Origin of the sequence: Cohnella sp. GCM10012308, assembly GCF_042649185.1 — a bacterium.
Classification (GTDB): Bacteria; Bacillota; Bacilli; order Paenibacillales; family Paenibacillaceae; genus Cohnella.
Map to the genome: position 1 here is coordinate 61,046 of NZ_JBHRYU010000025.1, position 21,412 is coordinate 82,457.

A 21,412-nucleotide genomic window follows, 5' to 3' on the forward strand; every position below is an offset into this window, starting at 1 on the left:
CGTTAACGGGCGCTCTCCGGACAAGCTAGACTTGCTCAATCTCCGTCGCTTGCTCCGCATCGTCGGCTGTCTTGCCGAAGCGGCCCAGACGGTCCAGCGTCAACTTGTAGCCGTCGTTGCCGTAGTTCAGACACCGCTTCACGCGGGAGATGGTTGCCGTGCTGGCTCCGGTCTCCGCTTCGATCTGGTTGTACGTCTGACCCTTGCCGAGCATCCGCGCGACCTCGAGTCGCTGGGACAGCGACTGAATCTCGTTGACCGTACACAGATCGTCGAAGAAAACGTAGCATTCCTCCACGGACTTCAGTGTCAGAATCGCTTCGAACAATTGGTCGATCGACTTGTCATTCAGCTTCTTCAGCTGCATTCGGGCACACCTCAGTTTCTAACGAGTAGCTCCGTTATATGAACGGAACATGAATAGCGGTTCACTCTATTGTACTGCGTTTGGGTAAGCAGTTCAACCTGCAACGTATTCGCGCTTTACAGAGCTAAAATCGGGCAGGAGCCGCAAAATTCCGAATCTGGGCGGGCATTCGTCCATTCGGCGCCGGGCCATCGCACATATGGTGTATCATCGGACGCCGCCATAGGTTGATCCTGCCCTGCGGCATGGGCGGGCGCGGCGATTCAGAGCAGAGAAGGAAGTGATGGCATGAACCGCATACCGTCTTCGTACAATCGCAACTGGACCGGCGGTCCTGGCGGCTTCCCCGTGCAAGGCGGCGGAGCCGGCCTCGACTCCTTTAGCGGGCTCGGCGGGTTTGGCGGAGCTGCCGGCGGCGGACTCGGCGCGGGTGCTGCCGGCGGCGGCTTTCCCGGGCTCGGAGGCGGCGCCCCCGTCTCCGGACCGCCGGCGCTCTTCGGCGGCGCGCCCGTTCAGGCCGCGGCGCAGGCAGCCGCGCCGGCCGCGAAGGGCGGCGGGCTCAGCGCGCTGCTGAACGCGGGCAACCTGGAGAGCGTCAAGGGTTTTATCGACAAAATGGGCGGCATCGAGGGCCTGATCAGCAATATCGGCAAGATTCAGAAGATCATGTCCTCCGTCCAGCAGATCGCGCCGCTCATCAAGATTTTCACGTCCAAAGGCAAAAAGTCCGCGGACACCGACGACGAGGATTATGCCCCGCGCCCGCGTCGCCGCAGGCGCAGACGTTCGCGCCGGCGCACCGGCAGCAGCAGCCGCAGGCGGCGCGCAGCCAGCGGCGCGCGGCGGCGGGCGGGCAGCCGGCGGCGCTGAGGCAGGCAGTGATCAGGCAGCGCTGAGGCGGACGGCGATGTGAGGTGTAATATGCGGCGGGCAGCGATGTGTGGCGCTGAGGGCGACGGCGTGAGGCGCGAGGCGGGAGACGATGTGTGGCGCTGAAGCGGCCGACGATATGAGGTGCGGCGCGGTGGGCGGCTCTATCGTTTGTGGACTCAGGAGCCGCTATTTTCCGTCATCGGGCCCATTTTGCTCGGTTTCGGACCGAGGATCCGCTATTCCGCCACCGAAGCCGCTTTTCCGCCGCCGATACGCCGAATAGCGGATCCTGGGTCCGATGGGCTGCCGATTGTACGGCGTTTAAGCAAAATAGCGGCCCTGGTGTCCGTTCGATTCGCGCGCGCAACTTGAGCCGCTTCGAACGGACTCAGGAGCCGCTATTTTCCGTCATCGGGCCCATTCTGCTCGGTTTCGGACCGAGGATACGCTATTCCGCCGCCGAAGCCACTTTTCCGCCGCCGAAACGCCCAATAACGGATCCTGGGTCCGATGGGCTGCCGATTGTACGGCGTTTAAGCAAAATAGCGGCCCTGGTGTCCGTTCGGTTCGCGCGCGCTGCTGCGCCGCTTCGAACGGACTCAGGAGCCGCTATTTTCCGTCATCGGGCCCATTTTGCTCGGTTTCGGACCGAGGATCCGCTATTCCGCCACCGAAGCCGCTTTTCCGCCGCCGATACGCCGAATAGCGGATCCTGGGTCCGATGGGCTGCTGATTGTACGGCGTTTAAGCAAAATAGCGGCCCTGGTGTCCGTTCGATTCGCGCGCGCTGCTTGCGCCGCTTCGAACGGACTCAGGAGCCGCTATTTTCCATCATCGGGCCCATTCTGCTCGGTTTCGGACCGAGGATCCGCTATTCCGCCACCGAAACGCCCAATAACGGATCTTGGGTCCGATGGGCAGCCGATTGTCTGGTGTCCGCGCAAAAAAGCGGCTCTCCAGTCCATCCAAGCGATTACTCGTCGCGTGTATGACAATAGTAGGCCCCTGAATGATAAACTCAAAGGCCTACGTTAGTGCTCCCGCCTACTCGTTCGCTTCATTCGAGATCTCGATCAGGTTCATATCGGGATCCCTGATATAAATCGAAACCAGCGGTCCGTTCGCACCTGTACGCGCTACGGGCCCCTCCTCGATCTCAACTTCGCACGCCTTCAGGTGGGCGAGCGCATCCTCGATCGAAGTCTCCACGATGAAGCATAAATCCGCGGAACCCGGGGTTGGCGCCAATGCCTTCGGCTCAAACTCCTTGTTCCGCTCATGCAGATTGATCTTCTGGCGACCGAACTTCAACGCGTAGCGGCCTCCCCCGAAGCGCGTCACTTGCATGCCGAGTACGCTTTGGTAGAACGCGGCCGTCGCCTCGATATTTGCTACGGTCAGCACAAGATGATCAAGCCGATCCACTACGATTCCAGTTGTCGGTCTCAAATCGTCTTTCCTCCTATTCGCAAGTAATCCCAAAACGCTACTCCCGACGCTCTCCCCGCCACAAAACAAACGTTACTCCACGCAACGCCACTCCCGGCGCTCTCCCCTGCCACGACACCAATGTTACTCCACACAACGTTACTCCCCAACCTCCCGCCGCTCATCCTCCACTTCCAGCGCCCGCATCGGCAGAAGCCGCATCCAACAACAAAGACCGCCCCAACCGGAGCGGCCCTTGCACTTTACCTCTTACGTCTAGCATTTTATCTCTCGTGTCTTGCACTTCCTGCCTCTAATGCCATGTACTCACTAAGCCGCTAAGCCACTAAGCATTGTGCTCACTAGCTCTAAGCCATGAACGCACTAGCCCTCTTCAGCCCTGCACGCCCCAACCCTCTAAGCCTCGTACTCGACAAACGGATCCTCGATCACGATCCGCGCCGCCTCGGCGTCGCTGACGCCGGTGTACAGCGTCGCGGTGCCGTCGCCGTTGCGGCGCAGGCCGCCGCTGAACAGCACGTCCTCGAGGTCGGGCCGCTTGGCCGGGCCTTCGGGAAACAGGTTGCGCGTGGCGATCAGCTTGAGCGGCGTGTGCGCGCGGGTCGCCGGGTCGAGCGCGAACACCATCGGGTAGTAATGGCGGATGTTGCCGTAGTCCATCCAGGCGACATGCCCGAGCACGCCGAGCTTGCCGTTGTTCAGCAGATGGATCTCGTTGGCGCCGCCCCACTCGACCTTGAGGAACTGGCCCTTCAGCACCTCGGCATTCGCCATCAGGTCCTCGGTCAGATCGTCAAGATCGGAGATCTCGGCGTAGCCGATCATCGCCCGCGCGTCCCCGACCGGCATCGGCCGCGTGAAGACGCCGATTCTGCCGTTCTGCTGATCGACGAGGCGCACGTCCTTCATCGTCAGCGGTCCCTGCGCGAACTCCCGCAGCTCGCGAACGCGGTAGCCCCGGTAGAACACCGTGCGCCACGTCGTCACGTAGTGGGGATCGTCAGGATCGAAGAACACCTGAACGCCGCCGAGCACGAGCTCGCCGCGTACGAAGGTGAAGAAAGGATCCTGCAATTCAAAGACAGGCGCGCCTTCGCGGGGCGTCCACTTTCCGTTTTTCTCCACAAAAAACATAATGGAAGAGCGCTCGCTCGCGCGGTCTTCAACGCGGCCGGCGATGACCCACTCCCCTTCGTCGAGGAATGGCGCGGTCACGTTGTACACGTCGCGTCTGCCGACTCCGGCGAAAAAAAGCTTCTCGCCCCTGGCGTCCGTACCTTTGAGGCGGAACTCCTTGAGCAGTTCGACGCATGATTTGGCTTGCTGTGCGGATGCTTGGATCATAGGCGTGAATTCCTCCAGACTCCGTCCCGTGGAGAACACCATGTTTCTCTATATTGTAATGTGGTAACGGCTGCGTTGGCGCGTGCATCTGTGCCCATTTTTTTAGTGAAACAGGCTTAATACCGCATAGATCGCCGCCGCGATCAGCGCCGAGATCGGGATTGTGATGATCCACGTCATAATGATCCGGCCTGCCATGTCCCAGCGAACGCTCGAGAAGCGCTTGGCCGCGCCGACCCCGAGGATCGAGGAAGTGATCGCGTGGGTCGTGCTCACGGGCAGATGGGTGAGCGTCGCGGTGAAGATAACCGCCGCGGATGCCGCGTCCGCCGAAAATCCGTTGATCGGCTCGATCTTGAAAATTTTCGTGCCCATCGTCTTGATGATCTTCCAGCCGCCGACCGACGTGCCGAGCGCCATCGCGAGCGCTGCGGAGATCTTGACCCAGAGCGGCACCTCAAGGTGATCCTGCCATCCGGCCGATACGAGCGCGAGCGTGATGATGCCCATCGCCTTCTGCGCGTCGTTCGTCCCGTGCGTGAACGATTGAAGCGCGGCTGTCAGGATCTGTCCGGTCCGGAATCCCTTGTTCACCTGATGCGGGCTCGTCCTCGCGAAGAGATGCTTCAGCAAGAACATAATTATATACCCCAAAACAAACGCAATGATTGGCGAAATAAGCAATCCGAGAACAATTGTCGAAAATCCGCCAACATTAATGCCCGACCAGCCCTCGGAGGTGACCGCCGCGCCGGCCAGCGCGCCGATCAGCGCATGCGAGGACGATGACGGAATGCCCTTCCACCAGGTGATCAGGTTCCAGATGATGGCCGCGATCAACGTAGCGATGACGACCGTCAGGCCGTGCTCCAGCTTGAACGGGTCCGTCACCTTGCCGCCGATCGTCTTGGCGACCCCGGTGTACAGCAGCGCGCCGACGAGGTTCATGACCGCCGCGAGCAGAATCGCCACGCGGGGCTTGAGCGCCCGGGTGGATACGGAGGTGGCGATCGCGTTCGCCGTGTCGTGGAAGCCGTTGATAAAGTCGAACCCCAGCGCCAGGATGACGATGATGACGACTAAAATGGTGATATCCATGCGATGTATTCAGTCCTGTCCCGGGCGCATTAAGAATTGCGCATAATAATGGATTGCAGCGTGTTGGCGACATCCTCGCAGGAATCGGTCGTCTGCTCGAGACGTTCGTAAATTTCCTTGAGCTTGATCAGCTCGATCGGATCTTTAACGTTCAGGAACAACGTCTTCACGCTCTCCCGCAGCAGATCGTCGCCTTCGTTCTCCAGCTCGTTCAGCTTCACGCAGTGCGTCTGGATGGCGAGCAGCTTCTTCTGGCCGAGCAGATAGATCGCGGACTTGATCTCGACGGCCGAACGGTTCAGGCAATCCGCGAATTTGCGGATGTTTCCGTCGGGCTTTTTAACATGGTACATATCAAAGCGGGATGCAACGGCTTCGATGCCGTCCAGCACGTCGTCAAGCAGCTTGGTCAGATCCAGGATGTCTTCGCGCTCGATCGGCGTGATGAACGTCTTGTTCAGTTCGGTGATGATCAGATGCGCGAACTGGTCTCCGCGATGCTCGTAATCCTTCATTTCCTTGGAAAACGCGCTGGGGTCGGGAATATCGCTGTTGACGGCGGCCAGAAACCGCTCGGTCGTTTCCAAGATCAGATCGGCCATATCCTCGAGCGTTTTAAAAAAGATGTCTTTTTTCCGGAACACGTTTAAGCCCCTTCTTTCACCAATGGATGCCTTGATTTTACATTCTTCGTCACGAATCGTCACGATTTTACACAGCGATGACACAAATTGCCTTACATATTTTATCACAGCGGACAAACATGGTATAGGGTCTTCAAAACGAGGATTACGATTAGTTTTGCCTTCCACCGATCTTCTAATCCGCCCAGGCCCGCGGCCCGATTCCTATACTTAACGTCCATTGTAAAAGCGCCGGCTGAAAATAAATTGAAAATTTGCCGATCGCCCGCTTAAGGAAAGTCTCATTCTAAACCCGCTGCCATCCTTCGCGCGCAAAAAAGCCGCAACGATGGCGGCTTATGCTAATCGTTGCAGCCGAGCTGGCGCATCATTTTCATGAACTGCTTCGTGTAGAGCTGCGGGGAAAACTGTGTGCGGATATGCTCATTCGCGTTTTCCAGGATAGAAGCGCGGAGCGCTTGATCGCGCATCAGGGACAGGGCCTCCATCGTCGCGTGCGCAATGTCGCCCCTACGGTAGAACTTCCCCGTTTTATCGTGCCGAATGAACCTTCGAACCCCGTCGGAATCCGTGGAGAGCACCGGGCATCTGCAGAGCATCGCCTCCGCCACCGCATAGCCGAAGCCCTCCATGATGGAGGTCGAGCACAGAAATCCGCCCGAATCCCCGATAATCGACATGTAGTCCGCCATCTGCTCGTGCGGAATGTTCGAATGGCGCACGAGCCGGTCCGACAGCTGGAGGTACTGCAAGGTCTGGTAGAAAACGGCCTTCTCCGGCGGCTCCGACAGCGTATCGTCGTCGAACATCCACAGCTGCAAGTCCGGATAATAGCCCTTCAGATTGTTTCCGATCAGCAGGTACTCCTGCCAATTTTTATTTTTCTCAAGCCGTCCTACCCACCCGACGATCGGAAAAGGCTTCTTGGGATAGGATTCGTAGCTGAACTGCTCGGCGTCGAGGGGATCGTCGAAGCAGAATTGCGGCAGTTGGGGAAAAAGCTCGCCCATCAGCTCGATCAGGTGATCCGTCTTCGGGTAGAGCAGCGCGTCTGCGTAGACTCGCACTCTGGCCGCGAAGTCCTGGAGAATGGCGCGTGCAGTCTCGTAAGTGCCGAGACCCTGGATCTCGAAGATTACCGTTCCTTCGTAATCCCAATTCCGGATTTTCTGCAGCAAAAAGATGTCCGTACATACGACGATCACGTCGTAATTCTCCCGCTCGATCAGGCGCTCGATCAAATAGTCGTTCCCCGTGATAAACGTCTTGATGCCGCTGATGTTCTTGCGACCCTGGCCATCGTGCGTGTACAGCAGATGGCACTCGTGCCCGGCGTGTATCAGCGCCCGGCTGCGAACCCGGTTCAGCGTTTCCATGCCGCCGCTCGGATTATAAAAGGTGAATAGAATTTTCATCCTCATCACTCATTCACTTAGATTTTAAAATCGCAAGAAGGGCTTCCGTGCGAAACAGCTCGTTGTAGAGGCTCGGCTTGGGCGGTGCGCCATAGGGCAGCCGGTAGAGAATGTCCGTACGATCGTCGGCATAGTAGCTGGACAACAAAGCCGTGTCCGACTTGGACAGCTGCGCGATCAGGAACTCCATATCCATCGGGTCCGGGAAATGCGCGGGTCCAAGCACCATCGTGTATGGCGTGCGAAGCATCTGCACGGCGTACAGCAGCGCTTTGAGCTCGGTTTCGTTCGCGAACGTCTTGAAGTCCGTCGTCGGATGCGAGATCGTGGACAGCAGCGCTGTCGCTTGCCCGCCCGGCGTCAGATCCAGCACGTAGCAGTAGTAATTGCTGAACGCTTGCTCGTATAAGTTTTCAAGCCGCCCGATCGAAGCGCCGTCCGCTGCGCTAACCGGATAGATCACGGTGACGAGCGGCTCGATGTTTCGGCGCCGTCTTGCCATATGTCTGGCCAGATGATAACGGTAGCGCCAATACCGGTGCTGCGCGTCCGTCTGAAGCGTCGCCGAGATGCTGAAGGTCGAGTTCACCCGGTAGTCCATCAGCTCGACGGGGATGTATTTGATATCGCAGTTTTCCGTCAACCGCAGCCAATAGTCGTAATCTTCTACCGGCTGCAGCCCGTAGCCGTCGATCATTTTGGCGTATTTCGCCTTATACATAAAAGAGACCCCGATGATCGAGGAGTCGAGCAGCTTATCTTTGGGTTTGGATTGATATTGGCGCAGGGCCGCGAGCTTGAGCTCGTCGTTCAGCCGCCTGTCGTCGTTGTCTATGGATTGAAAAGAGCTGTAGACAAGACCGAGCTCGTCGGGTCCCTTGGACAGCGCCTTCCGCAGCGTCGCGAAAAAAGCCGGATAGTACACGTTGTCGCTGGATACCCAGGACAAATACCGGATTTGCTTCATTTTATACAGCTTCTTGAACCCGGCATTCAGCGCGTTCGCCACGCCTTGGTTATGTTCGAGCGGCATCATTTCGACCCGCGCGTCGCCGTCGGCGTACTGCTTCACGAGCGGCTCCATCTCGGGCGCGCCGTCGATCACGACGATCAGCTTAAAGTCCTTGTAAGATTGCCGAAGCACGGACTCCAGCGCGGCCTTCAGAAAGGCCGGCTTTTGCTTGTAGACGGGCATGACTACGCCCAGGTCGACCATGAAGCGTCACCTCTTCCGTGCATAGATGATGTTAGTGTATGGGGCTGTCGCGGGTTTGCTTGTGCGACTAACCCAGGCCTGCCTTCGTTTTCTCCACGCAAAAAAACCGGCGTTCGCACGCCGGCTTCATTCGATATGCATCTCTTAAACTTGTATCGTCAGTCCGGCGGTAGGCGTCAGCTCGGATTGCAGCACGCGCTGCTCGGTCACGAGATTGCCGAACTCGTCGATGCCGTAAGTGGACATGGCGACCTGGGTCAGCGTCGCTGTGACGCTGTATTGCACTTCGTAAGACACGTTGCCGGCGATAAAAAAGGTGCGGATGTCGGACGAAAAAGCAGGCAGGATATAGCCCGTCACATACAGCGGCGTCAGCACAAGCGTAGTGCTCGGAACGCCGAACACCTCTACGACGACCGTAGCGCTCGCGTTGCTGAGGTTGCGCGCGCTGACGACGATATTGGAAGCCGCCGATCCGGTCGCCCGCGTATTCGTAATCAAACCCGTCGTAAAAGTAGCCATATTGGATTCCCTCCTTCCCTCCTCTACTTTATTCGGAACGCGCCGGACGCAACTGGACAACTTGGCCCCGAAAAAGGCGTATTTTATTGCTTCGGCAGGCATGCGCATAGTTCGCAAGGCACAGGCGGCAGTAAACTAATTTATCCGAAAAAACGAAAGGAGAGTGAGCGCGCAGAATGACCAATTTTAACTTTCAGGTCACGCCGGCGGGCTTTCCCAAGTTCGAGCCGAGCGTCGCCGTGAATCTGCTGATCCCAGGCATCATGGTTGCCGTATCCGTCGATACCAGCAGCGGCTCGCCTATGACGGGCTTGTATCGCTCGCTGGACGGCGGGAACAGCTGGAGCAACGCCACGCTTCCGCTGCCCGCAGGATTTACCGGCGCGGAAGCGCCGACGGTCGCTTACGGATTCCCGAACACGTTCGTCGTCGCGGCCCATGCCTTTCCCGGCGCTTCCGACGGCACGACCATCTTCTACATCTCTACCGACAATGGCGTGACATTCAGCCCTCCAAAGATTGTAGCGCCGGGCTTCGGCACCTACATCAATAACGACGAGACGAATGTTACCGTGGACGTCGGCCAGTCCAGTCCCTATCTCGGCAATATATATGTTACTTACAACCATCAATTCAATGTCGCGAACGGAGGGAATTCGACGGCGTTTCTCCAACGTTCGATCGACAACGGCGCGACTTGGAATACGACGATCCTCCTCTCCAGCGAATCGAACCAGGTCGAGCGGCCCGAAGTGGCGGTAAGTCTGACAGGCATCGTATACGCGGCTTGGGTCACCGTCAATCCGAGCTACAACTATATCATTCGCAGATCGTTGGACGGCGGCGCGACGTTCGAGGCCCCCGTGCTCGTGGCCAATGTCGTTCCTGTGCCGAACCCCTTGCCCGTTCCGAATTACAACTTTCGCGTGCTTACGTTCGCCAGCATCTCTACGGACCGGTCCATCGGGCCGTTCACCGAAGACGTCTATGCGGTCTGGCAGGATAACCGTCAGGGCTATGCCGACATCTTCATGTCCAAATCCACGGATCAAGGCCAGCACTGGTCCGTCCCGGTCCCCATTACCGGCGCGCCCGCCGGCAGCCAGAACTTTTTTCCGTCTGTCGACGTCGACCCGCTCACCGGCGTCGTCAATATCATTTATTACAGCAACCAGGTGGACGGCTTTGACCTGGACGTATTCGTCGCGCGTTCGATCAACGGCGGCGCGACGTTCACGAACACGCGCATTACGAACACCTCGTTCAATCCGAACGGCAGCAGCCCGACGCCGGTGCCGCTCATCGGGGACTACATCGACATCATCAGCGTTCCGCCCGGCGGCTACATCGGCGTATGGATGGACACGAGCCCGGGCTCGCAGACGATTTTCGCGGGGTATTCGGATATCGTCATCCCTTGACCACCGCGTCCGTCGCAAAAAAAGAAGAGCCGCGAAGGCTCTTCTTTTTTGCGTTGGAACCGACGAGCGATTAGTCGGAGACGCCCGTAAAATTGTAGCTTTCCGGACCGACCCGGACCGTTCCGAGCACGGACGCGGTTACGAAAACCGAGTAGGCGACGCCGGCCGTATTGGGCGCGTTGAAGTCCGAGCCGGCAATCGTAATCAGCTGCGGGCCGAGGAGGTTGATGTTGAGGTTCTCCGCCGCCGAGAATACGAGAACCCCGCCTGTCGTGAGCCCCCGATAAACATCCAACGTGATGTTCGTTACCGCAGGAAGCAGCGGAAGCTGGAGCGCGATGATCCCCGTGAATTCGACCCGGGTCAAGCCCGCGGTGCCTGCCGACAAGTCGAGCGTCTGCTGGGCCACCAACTGAGGCGTGCCGATTACGGTAATCGGGATCGCGATCGAGTTGGCATAGCTCGCATTTTGCGAGGTTTTGGAATCCAAAAATCTAGCTGCCATTGGAAATCCCCTCCTTCGTCATATGTTATGACCAAGAAGGACAGCCGGTCTGTGCGTTGACCGCATCGGTATTCGCCCCTTTGGCGCCACGGCGGGGTATGGGGACTGGGCGAGACCGAGCGGAGACCGGGTAAAGGCAAGTCGAAGGCACATCGAAGGCACATCGGAGACAGGGGCGCTGCGTAAGGGGCTCGTTTGTCGTGGTGCAAAGTTGGGGCGGTGCGACTGGGTGCGGCTGTGTGGTGCGCGGGGCGCATCGCCTCTCCTAGGGAAGGCGATGGGCCGGATTGCCGGTGCGCGGGGCGCTTCGCCTCTCCTAAAGCCTTGGCGCGGACATACAATCCCTTATTTCCTTCCGACGCACCGATTCTGGCGACGCTGCGGACATAGGGTACGCTAATGTGACGCAAAGTGCGGGCAGGCCCACGAAAATGTGCGCATAACGGAACCACGGTCCGCTGCGGTAGGGATCGGGTGAGTTTTTGGCAAAATAGCGGCTTCTGTGTCCACTTTAGCCCTAGGTGCCTCGACTCGACTCTATACTATTGGTCATGCCGCTCGCGTCAAACCCGCTGCAGCGTCAGCGGCCGATCGCTCCATACCGTGCTCGGGATCTCCCGCCGCAGCACCGGCATGACGTCCGCGGCGAAGCGCTCTACCTGCTCGCGCTGCTCGGACTCGGTCAGCCCGTCGACGCTGATTGCCAGCACTTGGTTGCCGAAGCCCTCGTAGTAGCGCAATATTTTCTCGATGACGCTGTCCGCGCTGCCGACGAGCGTCGACCCGCGTTCGATCGTATCCTCGAGATCCGTAAACGGCGACTGGTTGTGCTGCGACGAGGCCGTCGCCGCGAACGCGTCGTAGTAAGGCCGATATCGCCGGATCGCCTCCTCCTTCGTATCGGCCAGGTACAGCTGGCCTGCGCCCGCGCCTACGAGCGCATCCTTCGGATCGTGGCCATAATACGCCCAACGCTCGCGATAATGGTCGATCAGCGCTTGATACTTGGCCATCGGATGGAACGTGTTGGACGAAAAAATCGGCTCGCCGTATTTCGCCGCCAGCTCCGTCGAGAGGGGGCTCGAAGCGCTGCCGTGCCAGACGGGAATCCGCTTTTGAAAGGGCTTCGGATAGATCGTCACCTCGCTCAGCGGCGGACGGTATTTCCCTTCCCAGGTTACCTTATCCTCCGTCCAAAGACGCTTCAGCAGCGCGTATCGCTCCGCGAGCGATTCCCACTGCTCCTCCTCCCGGATGCCGAACAGCGGATAGTGGCGGGGATCGTTGCCCTTGCCGATAATGAGCTCCAGCCGCCCGCCGGAGAGATGGTCGAGCGTGGCGTAATCTTCGGCGACGCGCACCGGATCGAGCACGCTCAGCACCGTCACCGTCGTCAGAAGCCGGATTCGCGACGTGCGCGCGGCGACGGCGGTCAGCACGACGGCCGGCGACGAGGACAGGAACGGCTCGCCGTGCCGCTCCCCTACGCCATAGGCGTCAAAGCCCAATTCCTCGGCCAGCGCCGCCTGCTTCAACACATTTTGAAACTTCTCCTGGTCGGTCAGCGTCTCCCCGGTCACCGCATTCGGTATGTTCATCAGCAGGCTGAATAAGGCAAATTTCATGGTGAACCTCCTCGGTAATAGGAACCAACGCAAGCCTGCACACTATTCCAGGTAAATTAGTCAGAATTGCAGATGAACCTACTATACGCCCTGCCTCGACGCAGCGTCTAATAGAGTTTTTGAATGCATCGATCGATATTAATAAAAAGAAGCGATCCTCCGGGGATCGCTCTCCGCCCGAACTCCCGCCACCCTATCCACGCCTTCCATACATTCCGCCTTCCACACCCCCCGCCTGCCACGCCGCCATCTCCGCCGTTTTGCAACGATTGGATTTGTTAATCCTTCGATTCGATTAATCGATTAGACCCCGTCGGAAACCGGATGGTAGATTCTGTAGTAAACGAGCATTTAACCAAGGAGGAACCGCGACGTGATCATCGATTTTCGCATGAAGCCGCCGATCCCCGCATGGGAATCGTTGTTTGCGGAAGGCAAGGACGCGCTGAGCCGCTTATTGAATTTGCAGGGACTCGAGCCCGTGCGCTCGGAAACGCTGGACGAGGTCATTCGCGAAGGCGAAGCGCTGGGCATCGCGCATACGGTTATCATGGGACGCGGCAACGAGCCGGGATCGTCGAACGAGGAGTTGGCCGCCTTCCTGGCGAGCCGTACGGACGATCGGTTCATCGGCTTCATCGGCGCGGACAGCCCGGATGTGGCCGGTGCCGTTGCAGCCATCGAGCAGTATGCGACGACAGGGCTGTTTCGCGGCGTATCCATTAATCCGGCCGTACTGCAGCCGCGCTTCCCGATCGGAGACGCCTCTTGGGATCCGATCTTTGAAGCATGCCTCAAGCATGGGCTCCCGCTATCCGTCACGCTAAGCGGCTTTCTCGGCCTTGTCGGCCCGCAGGTCGACTTCGACTATGCCAGACCCGGCGGTCTCGCGCGGGCGGCGCGGGCTTATCCCGATCTGAAAATCATTATCTCGCACGGCGCCTGGCCTTTCGTCTCCGATGCGATCGCGCTCGCGATTTTCTGCCCTAACGTCTACCTGTCCCCTGACCTGTACCTCGGCTTCCCCGGCAGCAAGCTGTACGTAGAGGCCGCCAATTTCCAACTGCGCGACCGGATTCTGTTCGGCACCTGCTATCCTAACGTGCCCTACGACTTCGCCTTGTCCCATTTCCGGGACCAGGAATGGAAGGAAGGCGTGCTCGACCGCATTTTGTACCGGAACGGCGCCGAATTGCTCGGAATCCCCCTCTGATTTGAGAAGATAACAAACACCGTCAGGGAAAATCGCCCTGTCGGTCTCTTTTAGGTTGGCGGGTATCCGAAACTCGCTTTTTGCGGAACGCCTGTCGACGGCTGATCCGCAGCCGTTCCTGCTATAGGTCGGGTTATCATTGCCCGCGTTGTTCTTTTCCCGTAATGCCTGCAAATCTACATCTATTTCCGCCGACGTCGGCCCTTTTGTTCAGAATAGATGCCAAAGTGCAGTTAATTTCCCTCATCAGCCGGATTTTCGGCTTGCGCTTTGCATTTACCTGCACATTTGCAGGTATTTCATCAAGAGTCGCGGGGTGGCAGAAAATACATGTACAAATGCAGGTTTTCGACCAGCAAAACATCGAATAGCGCCGGCACACCGAAAGTGCGTTTACTTATCACGAAGAGGCGAAAAGAGCCGCTGCAGGGTCACCCCTGCGGCGGCTTTTTCGCGCACTTTAAACATAGACCTGCCGGATAAAATTATTGTCCGACGTAAACCTTCAGCCACCCGTCGCCGATGCCGGACTCGTCGATCCACTTGCCGCCGCTGTACTTGCCGTACTTCAGGCCGGCGCTCACCTCTGACGTGCTCCACTCATAGTTGGCGTAATCCGAGTTTTTGGATTGGCCGAGCACGATCGCGTACGTCGTGCCGTTCGCGAGACCGCTGTATGCCAGCGGCACGCCGACGACGGCGAAGTCTTCGCCGATCGCGGACGCCTTGACGGTCGCGGTAGCAAGCGCGCTTCCTGTCGGCTTGTTGTCCTTTGTCGCGTACAGGCTCACGGTGAGGTCGGCCGGGCCGTTGTACTTTTTAACTTTGACCTCGACCTTCGTCATCTTCTTGTTGGCGTTGGCCGCGAACGTCTGATAGCGCTTGACCTGATCGCTCGTCTCGCCGAACGTGAAGCCGTCCGTACCGTTATGCGAAATATCGATGACGGACGCGGAAGACTGTCCCGGCGTCGTCGCGGTCGCCACAGCGCTCCAGCCGCTCGTGCCTGCTGCGTTCGCCGCGCGTACCCGGTAAGAATGCGTCGACCCCGCAACTACGCCACTATGCGTGTACGACACGCCCGTCGCCTGGACATAGGTCGATGCCCCATCAATCTCGATCTGGTAACCGGTCGCGCCGCTCACGGCCGTCCAGCCGAGCGCGATCGACGTGCCGCTGGCCGCTGCTGCGGTCAGGCCCGCCGGCACCGCCGGCGGCTGCGGCTGCGGCTGATTCTGACCGGTCTTCGCGCTCACGACCGCGCTCCAGCCGCCTGCGCCTGCTGCATTCACCGCGCGCACCCTGTACGTATGCGTCGTGCCGGCCGCAAGGCCGCCATGCGTGTAGGACGCGCCCGTCGCCTGCACGTAGGCCGACGCCCCGTCGATCTCGATCTGATAGCCGGTCGCGCCTGCCACGGCCGTCCAGCCGAGCGTGATCGACGTGCTGCCGGCAGCCGCAGCGTTCAGGCCTGTCGGCACCGCCGGCGGCTGCGGCTGCGGATCGGCGCTCTGCGCGACGTACAGCTTCGTCCAGCCGTCCCCGATCTGGGATTCGTCCACGTATTCCGAGCCCGTAAACTTGCCGAAGTCATAGTCGCCGCTCACATCAGCGCCTGCGAGCCATTCGTAGATGCCATCGTTGCCAGAGCCGCTCTGGCCAAGCACGATCGCGTACTTTTTGCCGCTCTGCAGACCGCTGTACTTCAGCACCGCCGGCAATACCTTATAGTCTTCGTTCGCCGAGCCGGCCGCGATCGTCGCGGTCGCCAGCGGATTGCCCGTCGGCTTGCCTTCGTTCGTTGCGTACAGCGATACCGTCACGTTGCCCGCATTGCCGAACTTGCGGAGCATGACCTCAATACCGGTCAGCACCGGATAAGAATCGGCGACAAACGTCTGATAGCGTCTTACCTGGTCGGAAGATTGGCCGAACGTGTAGCCGTCCGTACCCGCATGCGAGAGGTCGATGACGCTCGTCGGCGGCGCGACCGGCGTTTTCACCGTCACCGGCGCGCTCCATGCGCTCGTGCCCCCGCTGTTGGAAGCGCGCACCCTGTACGTATGCGTGGAGACTGCCGCCAGCCCTTTGTGCGCGTATGCCGTCTGCATGGCCGCATTCACGATCGTGCCGTCCACCTCGAGCTCGTACTTGGTCGTACGCTCGGCCTCGCCCCAGCTGACGGCGATGGCGAACGCGCCCGTCGGCTCGGCTTTAAGACCGGATGGCGCTGCCGGAGGCAGCGGCGGAACGTCCGTCTTCCCGGTCGCCAAGGCGGTCCACTCGCTTGTGCCGAGCGCGTTTCTCGCTCTGACGCGATACGCATGCTCGGTGCCCGATTGCAGTCCCTCATGCGTGAAGGAGAGCGCCGGCCCGTTGTCCCGCGCCGTGCCGTCCACCTCGATGTCGTAGCCCGTCGCGCCCGGCGCACGGCTCCAGCTCACTTGCATGGCCGTCGTGCCCGCAGCTGCGGCGGAAACGGCCGCCGGCGCTGCCGGCGGCTCGGTCGGCGCGGCAGGCGCGCTGACGAATTTGGCGAGCAGCTTGATATAACCCGATTGATAATAGATGCCGTTCTCGGTAATCTCCCAGGAGTTGTCCATATGGCCCGGCCATTCCATGACGATGCCGTTCCAGTCCTTGTACATCTTCTGCGCAGGCTGCCCTTGCGGCGGCGATTGATTGCCCGAATACTGCTCGCTCGGCCCGCCCGGCACGAATCCGGGAGGCGCGCTGTCCCACGGCGATCCGTCGGCGAACCAGCTGTGGTAGATTTCCTTAATTGAGTTTTCCGCGCCGTACGCGCCCATGTTCGTCAGGTACGTGTAGGCTTGCGGATTGACGCCGTGGAAGTAGTGCAGCACGTTTTGCGCCTTTTTATTGAAGTTGTCCCGCTTCTGCGGATTAATATCGTACTGGACGAAATCGTAGGAAGAAGCGCCCGCGCGCGCTCTCACCTGCAAGCTTCCCCAGTGGTACGAGAAATCCGGCACATAGGAGCGGTAGAGGTCTTCGTTGTCTACGAACGCCTGCGTGAAGTCATGCAGATCGCGGCGTTCCAGGATATGCGCTTTGACGGCCGGATCGGCGTTGGGAAGCGTCGTGTAGTACATGACGCCGTCCGCCTGCTCGCCGTAGTACAGTCCCCAATAAGCGTCGGACATCGGCCAGGTCGTCGTATAGTTGTTTTTAAAATACGTATGGTAAGTCTGGTCTCCCGTCAGCGCAAACAGATACGCTGCCGCGACCGTCGCCACCTGCGCCTGCTGCGCGAGCGCCATGTCGGCGTCGCCGGCCTCGATCTCGCCGTGGTCGGCGTTGGCCGTTTTCGGATTATTTTGATACCAGCTCCACGCCTTGATCGCGCGGGCCTTCAGATCGTCGGCATAGCCGCGCAGCGTCGGGAATTGGCCGAGCGTGACAGCGGCATGCGCGAAGTTGAGCGCCGTGACGACCGTCGACGCCGACGTCTTAGGCAGATAGTAGCGGCGAACGGTAATCTTGCTCGGCGGGTTACTGAATTCGCCGATCTTGCCGGACGAAGGCACGCCCACCTTCATGAGCACGCCGCCGTCGCTCTCCTGCATCTTTTTCAGCCAATCCAGCTCCCACTTCACCTCGTCGATGACGTCGGGAATGCCGTTGCCGGATTCGGGGATGTTGTAGTCATCGGTGAAAATGTCCGGCTTCTGCTCATACGCCGTCAGCAGCTCGTTGATCGGCTGCGCCGTGTACGTCACGTACTTGTTGAAGTCGCCCGCATCCATCCAGCCGCCCGACAGATCGCGTTCGGTGGCGGCGTTGTTGCGATCGAGCACGCTGCGCGCCTGCGTATCCTGATAGGGTCCCACGAACGACGCATCGTCCGCAAAAGCCGCGCCGGCGTGCTGCGCCAGGTGAGGCGTGCCGATCCGTTGATAGTAATAAGTCTTGATCGCCGCCTTGAGCACATCCTTGTAGACGTCGGGCGAGATCGTGAAGTCATAGGATTTGAAGTTGTTCGCAGGATCGTAAATATAGTAGTCCCCGGCAGCCGTAACTTCGGAAAAGTCGAACCACCAGCCGCGGTCGCCCGACTTCTCCTGCGTTTTGCCGCCGTTCCAAACCTTCGGCGCGTCGCTGAACACGACCGAATCGTCGGACGTGCGACGCACCTCCAGCGTCCCTCCCGGCGTGTATGCGTCCGCGGCATTGTAGCCGACCTGCGGATCGACGAGCACGGCCGTCTTGTCCCCGTCCGGCAGGTAGCCGAACTGGTCGATCATGATATACTTTTGCACGGTCACCCCGGGCACGGCAGCATCAGCCTTCGCGCTTGGCGCAGGCCAGCTGCCCGCGAACAGGCTGAGGCTCAACAAGCCCAGCAACAAGCTTTTTTGATTGCGTTTGCGTATCTTCATCGGATCTCCTCCATACGTGCTTGTTTCGCGAAAATCTTGCCTAAATCGTTGGCAGTCTTTCCCATCCCCTGGTGCAGTCGGTCCCGCACACTCGTTCGTCGACCTATCAAGCCGTTCATCCGCTTAGACGGTCGGCATACCCTCCCCCTCCTCCTCGTCGCGCATAGTACCGCTATTTTCCGTCTGCATCGCGTACCGGATTTTGCCTTTTTAACGATATCCCCTTCACTCAGGAACGGCCTCAACCCCCGCATTCCCTGCCTTGATTGGACCATTCTAGCTCCACTGCCTGTCATTCAGACAGTTACGCAGGTCATCGGATTCGTCATCGTTTCCCAGAATCGGACAAGCCTGCCGCGTCATGTCGCCGGGAACAGACCTGCGCACGGGGAGACGAGCGATGGCGATCGCAACGCCCGACTGTCTGTCAGCCTGCCTGGCTGCCTGTGCGAGGGGAAAACGTTCAAACGTCGGAGAAGCGTGCGTTCCTGTGCGAGGGGGATAGCGTTCAAACGGCGGAGAAACGTGCGTTCCTGTGCAAAGGGGATAGCGTTCAAACGGCGGAGATGCGTGCGTTCCTGTGCGAGGGGGATAGCGTTCAAACGGCGGAGATGCGTGCGTTCCTGTGCAAAGGGGATAGCGTTCAAACGGGGGAAAGACGAGCGTTCCTGTGCGAGGGGGATACCTTTCGAAATAATAAAAAAACCGACCCAGGTTCTCCCCTGCGTCGGCTTCACTACTTATACGCCTGCGTGACTCGCTTATTCCCAGCCCCGCTCCAAAAACGTAACGGCTGCCCGCGCGTGCAGCTTGGCCCCGAGCGCGATCGCGCGTTCGTCCAGATCGAACGACGGATGGTGGAGCGGATGGACGATGCCCCGCGCCTCGTCGCGCACGCCGATGAGCAGCATGGCGCCGGGCGCCTTGTCGAGATAGTAGGCGAAGTCTTCGCCGGCAAGGCTGGGCTGGTCGAGCACGCGCACCTGCTCCGCGCCGAACACGTCGGCGCCCGCCCGCTCGGCAAGCCTGACAGCGGCGGCGTCATTGATCAGCGCTTTGCCCATGCGGAAGCTCGGCTCGACAGTGCCGCCGAAGCGGTCGGCGCAGGCGGCTGCGCAGCGCTCAAGCACGAACCGGATCCGCTTCACCGTCGCATCGCTGAAAGCGCGGTAGGTGCCGAACACCTCCGCCGTGTCCGCGATGACATTGCCTGCGGTGCCCGCTTGCAGCTTGCCGAATGCGAAGGACACCGGCTCGAGCGGGTCGGACGCGACCGCGACGGCGCTATTCGCCTCGACGGCGAAGTGGGCGGCCATGAGCAGCGCGTCCGCCGCCAGATGCGGGGCCCCGTGATGGCCGGACCGCCCGCGAAACGTGAAGCGGAAATGCGAGGATGCCGCCATCGCCTCTCGCCGGTGGATCGCCAAGCCGCCTGTTTCCAATCCCGGCCACACATGCAGCGCAAAAGCCGCGTCTATGCCGTCCGCCGCCCCGCTCTCGACGAGGTCGCGTCCGCCGCTGCGCAGCTCGCCGTCCACCGGACTCGGCGCGGCTCCCTCTTCGGCGGGCTGAAATACGAACCGTACCGTCCCCGCCAGCCGTTCGCGCTCCCGGCTTAGACCGTAAGCGGCCGCGAGCAGCATCGCCGTATGCGCGTCATGGCCGCAGGCATGCATCGATCCCTCGATCTCGGACCCGTATTCGCGGCCCTCGATCTCCCGAATCGGGAGCGCATCCATGTCCGCGCGCAGCAGTACGGTCCGTCCCGGCTTGCCGCCGCGCAGCACGCCGACGACGCCTTTGCCGAAGTGGTCGCCGACGCCCTCCTGCACCTCCAGCCCGTACTCGCGCAGCAGCTGCGCGACACGTGCGGCCGTCCTGCCGACGTCGAACAGCAGCTCGGGGAAACGGTGAAACTCCCGCCGGAGCGAGATCCAGTCCGCCTCCCGCTCTTCGATCGCGCGGCAGACGGCTTCGATGTCCAAGCCAGGACTACCCTGCGCCACGTGAAGCGTCTGCTCCCACCCCGTCGCCTCGGGACTGCACGAAGCTGTCGATGACACTAGACTCGCCGATAAAGCCATTTTTCCCACCCGCTTACTATGTTTTGTATGGTCACGACTGTACCACCGCGGCGTCCCGGCGTCAATCTGCGGGCTTATCGGAATTTTCTATCGGTTCGCGCTTCCTCTATATCGAAGCAGCTCCGCCCCCCTAAGTGTCGGTTCGAAGCACGATTTTGCCGCGCGCCCGTCGGCTTTCGCTCAGCGCATGCGCGCTCGCCGCTTCCGCGAGCGGCATCGATGCGCCGATCTCGACCCTTAGATCTCCTGTGACGATCAGCTCTCCGATCCACTTGAGCCTGTCAACGTCGAATGGCGCCATGCGCAGCGCCTGCACGCAAACCCCGACGTTCTCAGCTAGCTCCGGCGAGTACCGCCCCCAACCGATTGGCACGAGCGTGCCGTCCTTGCGAACGGCCCGTACAAGGTCGTCCGTCCGCTCCCCGCCGACCGTATCAATGACAGCGTCCGCCGCTCCTTCGAGCTCTCTCCAATCGTCCGCCGTATAGTCAAAGACGCTGTCGGCGCCGAGCGACTCCGCGAATGCGTTGTTGCGGCCCGACGTCACGGCGATGACGCGAGCGCCTGCGAGCTTTGCGAACTGCACGGCGAAGTGACCGACGCCGCCGGACGCGCCGTTAATAAGCGCCGTCCGGCCAGGTGCGAGCAGCGCCTGCTCATGCACGGCGGTCCATGCGGTGAATGCGGACATCGGCAAGCCCGCGGCTTGTTCGTCGTCGAGCGTCCCCGGCAGCGGCGCAAGCCGTGACTCGGGAACGGCCGCATATTCCGCGTAAGCGCCTGCCGTCGCCGTCATTCCATAGACGCGGTCTCCGGCGCGGTATCGCTCAGCTCCCGGCCCTGCCGCTTCGACGACGCCAGCCAGATCGTAGCCCGGCGTGAACGGCCACGTTAACGCCAAGCCGAACTTTACCGCGGCCCAACCCGAGCGCATCTGCCAGTCTCCGGGATTGACCCCCGCCGCGCGCACGCGCACGAGCACTTCGCCCGGCCCCGCTACCGGCCGAGTCACCTGCTCCAAGCGCAGCGTATCCGGCGGGCCGTATTCATGGAAACGCACTGCGTTCATCAATGCCGTTCTGCACTCGTCCATCTCGTTCCCCTCTTTCCGCTCCATTGTGCGCCAACTGCGCGCTCGCTTATAATGTAGCGTGCCGAACGCATCGCGTTCAATCGACAATAACGGCGATTCGGCCTTTAACGAACACTACCCCGATATTGTCGGGAAACGGAGGT

The 21,412-nt window shown here is 60.2% G+C and carries 16 protein-coding genes; 3 read left to right on the plus strand and 13 right to left on the minus strand.

The window, feature by feature from the left end:
- Positions 1–25: 25 nt before the first annotated feature.
- On the minus strand, positions 26–367 hold the full coding sequence (locus ACFOTD_RS23250) for a YerC/YecD family TrpR-related protein (RefSeq protein ID WP_282910846.1): 342 nt from the start codon (positions 365–367) through the stop codon (positions 26–28).
- A 288-nt stretch (positions 368–655) separates the two neighbouring features.
- Between ACFOTD_RS23250 and ACFOTD_RS23255 the strand changes: the two genes are divergently transcribed.
- Positions 656–1,237: an aminotransferase gene (locus tag ACFOTD_RS23255; RefSeq protein WP_378122324.1), complete on the plus strand. Its 582-nt coding sequence runs from the start codon at positions 656–658 to the stop codon at positions 1,235–1,237.
- Positions 1,238–2,284: 1,047 nt separating this feature from the next.
- Here the strand turns inward: ACFOTD_RS23255 and ACFOTD_RS23260 are convergent.
- From ACFOTD_RS23260 to ACFOTD_RS23290, 7 genes are all read right to left on the minus strand, one after another.
- Positions 2,285–2,689, minus strand: a complete 405-nt coding sequence (locus ACFOTD_RS23260) for a VOC family protein (protein WP_378122325.1) — start codon at positions 2,687–2,689, stop codon at positions 2,285–2,287.
- Positions 2,690–3,085: 396 nt separating this feature from the next.
- Positions 3,086–4,030, minus strand: coding sequence for a DUF1861 family protein (locus ACFOTD_RS23265; RefSeq protein WP_378122374.1), 945 nt, complete (start codon positions 4,028–4,030; stop codon positions 3,086–3,088).
- A gap of 105 nt (positions 4,031–4,135) precedes the next feature.
- Positions 4,136–5,131, minus strand: coding sequence for an inorganic phosphate transporter (locus ACFOTD_RS23270; RefSeq protein ID WP_378122326.1), 996 nt, complete (start codon positions 5,129–5,131; stop codon positions 4,136–4,138).
- A 29-nt stretch (positions 5,132–5,160) separates the two neighbouring features.
- Positions 5,161–5,775, minus strand: coding sequence for a DUF47 domain-containing protein (locus ACFOTD_RS23275; protein ID WP_378122327.1), 615 nt, complete (start codon positions 5,773–5,775; stop codon positions 5,161–5,163).
- Between the two features lie 341 nt (positions 5,776–6,116).
- Positions 6,117–7,190, minus strand: a complete 1,074-nt coding sequence (locus ACFOTD_RS23280) for a glycosyltransferase family 4 protein (RefSeq protein ID WP_378122328.1) — start codon at positions 7,188–7,190, stop codon at positions 6,117–6,119.
- A gap of 13 nt (positions 7,191–7,203) precedes the next feature.
- Positions 7,204–8,406, minus strand: coding sequence for a glycosyltransferase family 2 protein (locus ACFOTD_RS23285; protein WP_378122329.1), 1,203 nt, complete (start codon positions 8,404–8,406; stop codon positions 7,204–7,206).
- Between the two features lie 144 nt (positions 8,407–8,550).
- Entirely contained in the window at positions 8,551–8,928 is a 378-nt protein-coding gene (locus ACFOTD_RS23290; protein WP_378122330.1) for a hypothetical protein, read from the minus strand.
- Positions 8,929–9,104: 176 nt separating this feature from the next.
- Here ACFOTD_RS23290 and ACFOTD_RS23295 point away from each other — a divergent pair, with 176 nt between their 5' ends.
- Positions 9,105–10,349 carry a sialidase family protein gene (locus ACFOTD_RS23295; RefSeq protein WP_378122331.1) on the plus strand — a complete coding sequence of 415 codons (1,245 nt, stop codon included), beginning with the start codon at positions 9,105–9,107 and terminating at the stop codon, positions 10,347–10,349.
- 70 nt (positions 10,350–10,419) lie between these two features.
- Here ACFOTD_RS23295 and ACFOTD_RS23300 read toward each other — a convergent pair whose 3' ends face one another.
- Both ACFOTD_RS23300 and ACFOTD_RS23305 read right to left on the minus strand, forming a co-directional pair.
- A complete protein-coding gene (locus tag ACFOTD_RS23300; RefSeq protein ID WP_378122332.1) occupies positions 10,420–10,854 on the minus strand; it encodes a hypothetical protein in 435 nt (144 codons plus the stop codon).
- 563 nt (positions 10,855–11,417) lie between these two features.
- Complete coding sequence (locus tag ACFOTD_RS23305; protein WP_378122333.1) at positions 11,418–12,479, minus strand: LLM class flavin-dependent oxidoreductase; 1,062 nt, start codon at positions 12,477–12,479, stop codon at positions 11,418–11,420.
- Positions 12,480–12,852: 373 nt separating this feature from the next.
- Here ACFOTD_RS23305 and ACFOTD_RS23310 point away from each other — a divergent pair, with 373 nt between their 5' ends.
- Positions 12,853–13,692, plus strand: a complete 840-nt coding sequence (locus ACFOTD_RS23310) for an amidohydrolase family protein (RefSeq protein WP_378122334.1) — start codon at positions 12,853–12,855, stop codon at positions 13,690–13,692.
- 485 nt (positions 13,693–14,177) lie between these two features.
- On the opposite strand, the gene ACFOTD_RS23315 is transcribed toward ACFOTD_RS23310, so the two are convergent.
- The 3 genes from ACFOTD_RS23315 to ACFOTD_RS23325 all read right to left on the minus strand — a co-directional run bounded on the left by ACFOTD_RS23315 (position 14,178) and on the right by ACFOTD_RS23325 (position 21,269).
- The gene (locus tag ACFOTD_RS23315; RefSeq protein ID WP_378122335.1) at positions 14,178–18,092 is read right to left on the minus strand and encodes a glycoside hydrolase family 9 protein; all 3,915 of its coding nucleotides are present in this window, start codon (positions 18,090–18,092) and stop codon (positions 14,178–14,180) included.
- 761 nt (positions 18,093–18,853) lie between these two features.
- Positions 18,854–20,176 carry a M20 metallopeptidase family protein gene (locus ACFOTD_RS23320; protein WP_378122336.1) on the minus strand — a complete coding sequence of 441 codons (1,323 nt, stop codon included), beginning with the start codon at positions 20,174–20,176 and terminating at the stop codon, positions 18,854–18,856.
- 130 nt (positions 20,177–20,306) lie between these two features.
- Positions 20,307–21,269 carry an NADP-dependent oxidoreductase gene (locus ACFOTD_RS23325; RefSeq protein WP_378122337.1) on the minus strand — a complete coding sequence of 321 codons (963 nt, stop codon included), beginning with the start codon at positions 21,267–21,269 and terminating at the stop codon, positions 20,307–20,309.
- Between the last annotated feature and the right edge of the window lie 143 nt (positions 21,270–21,412).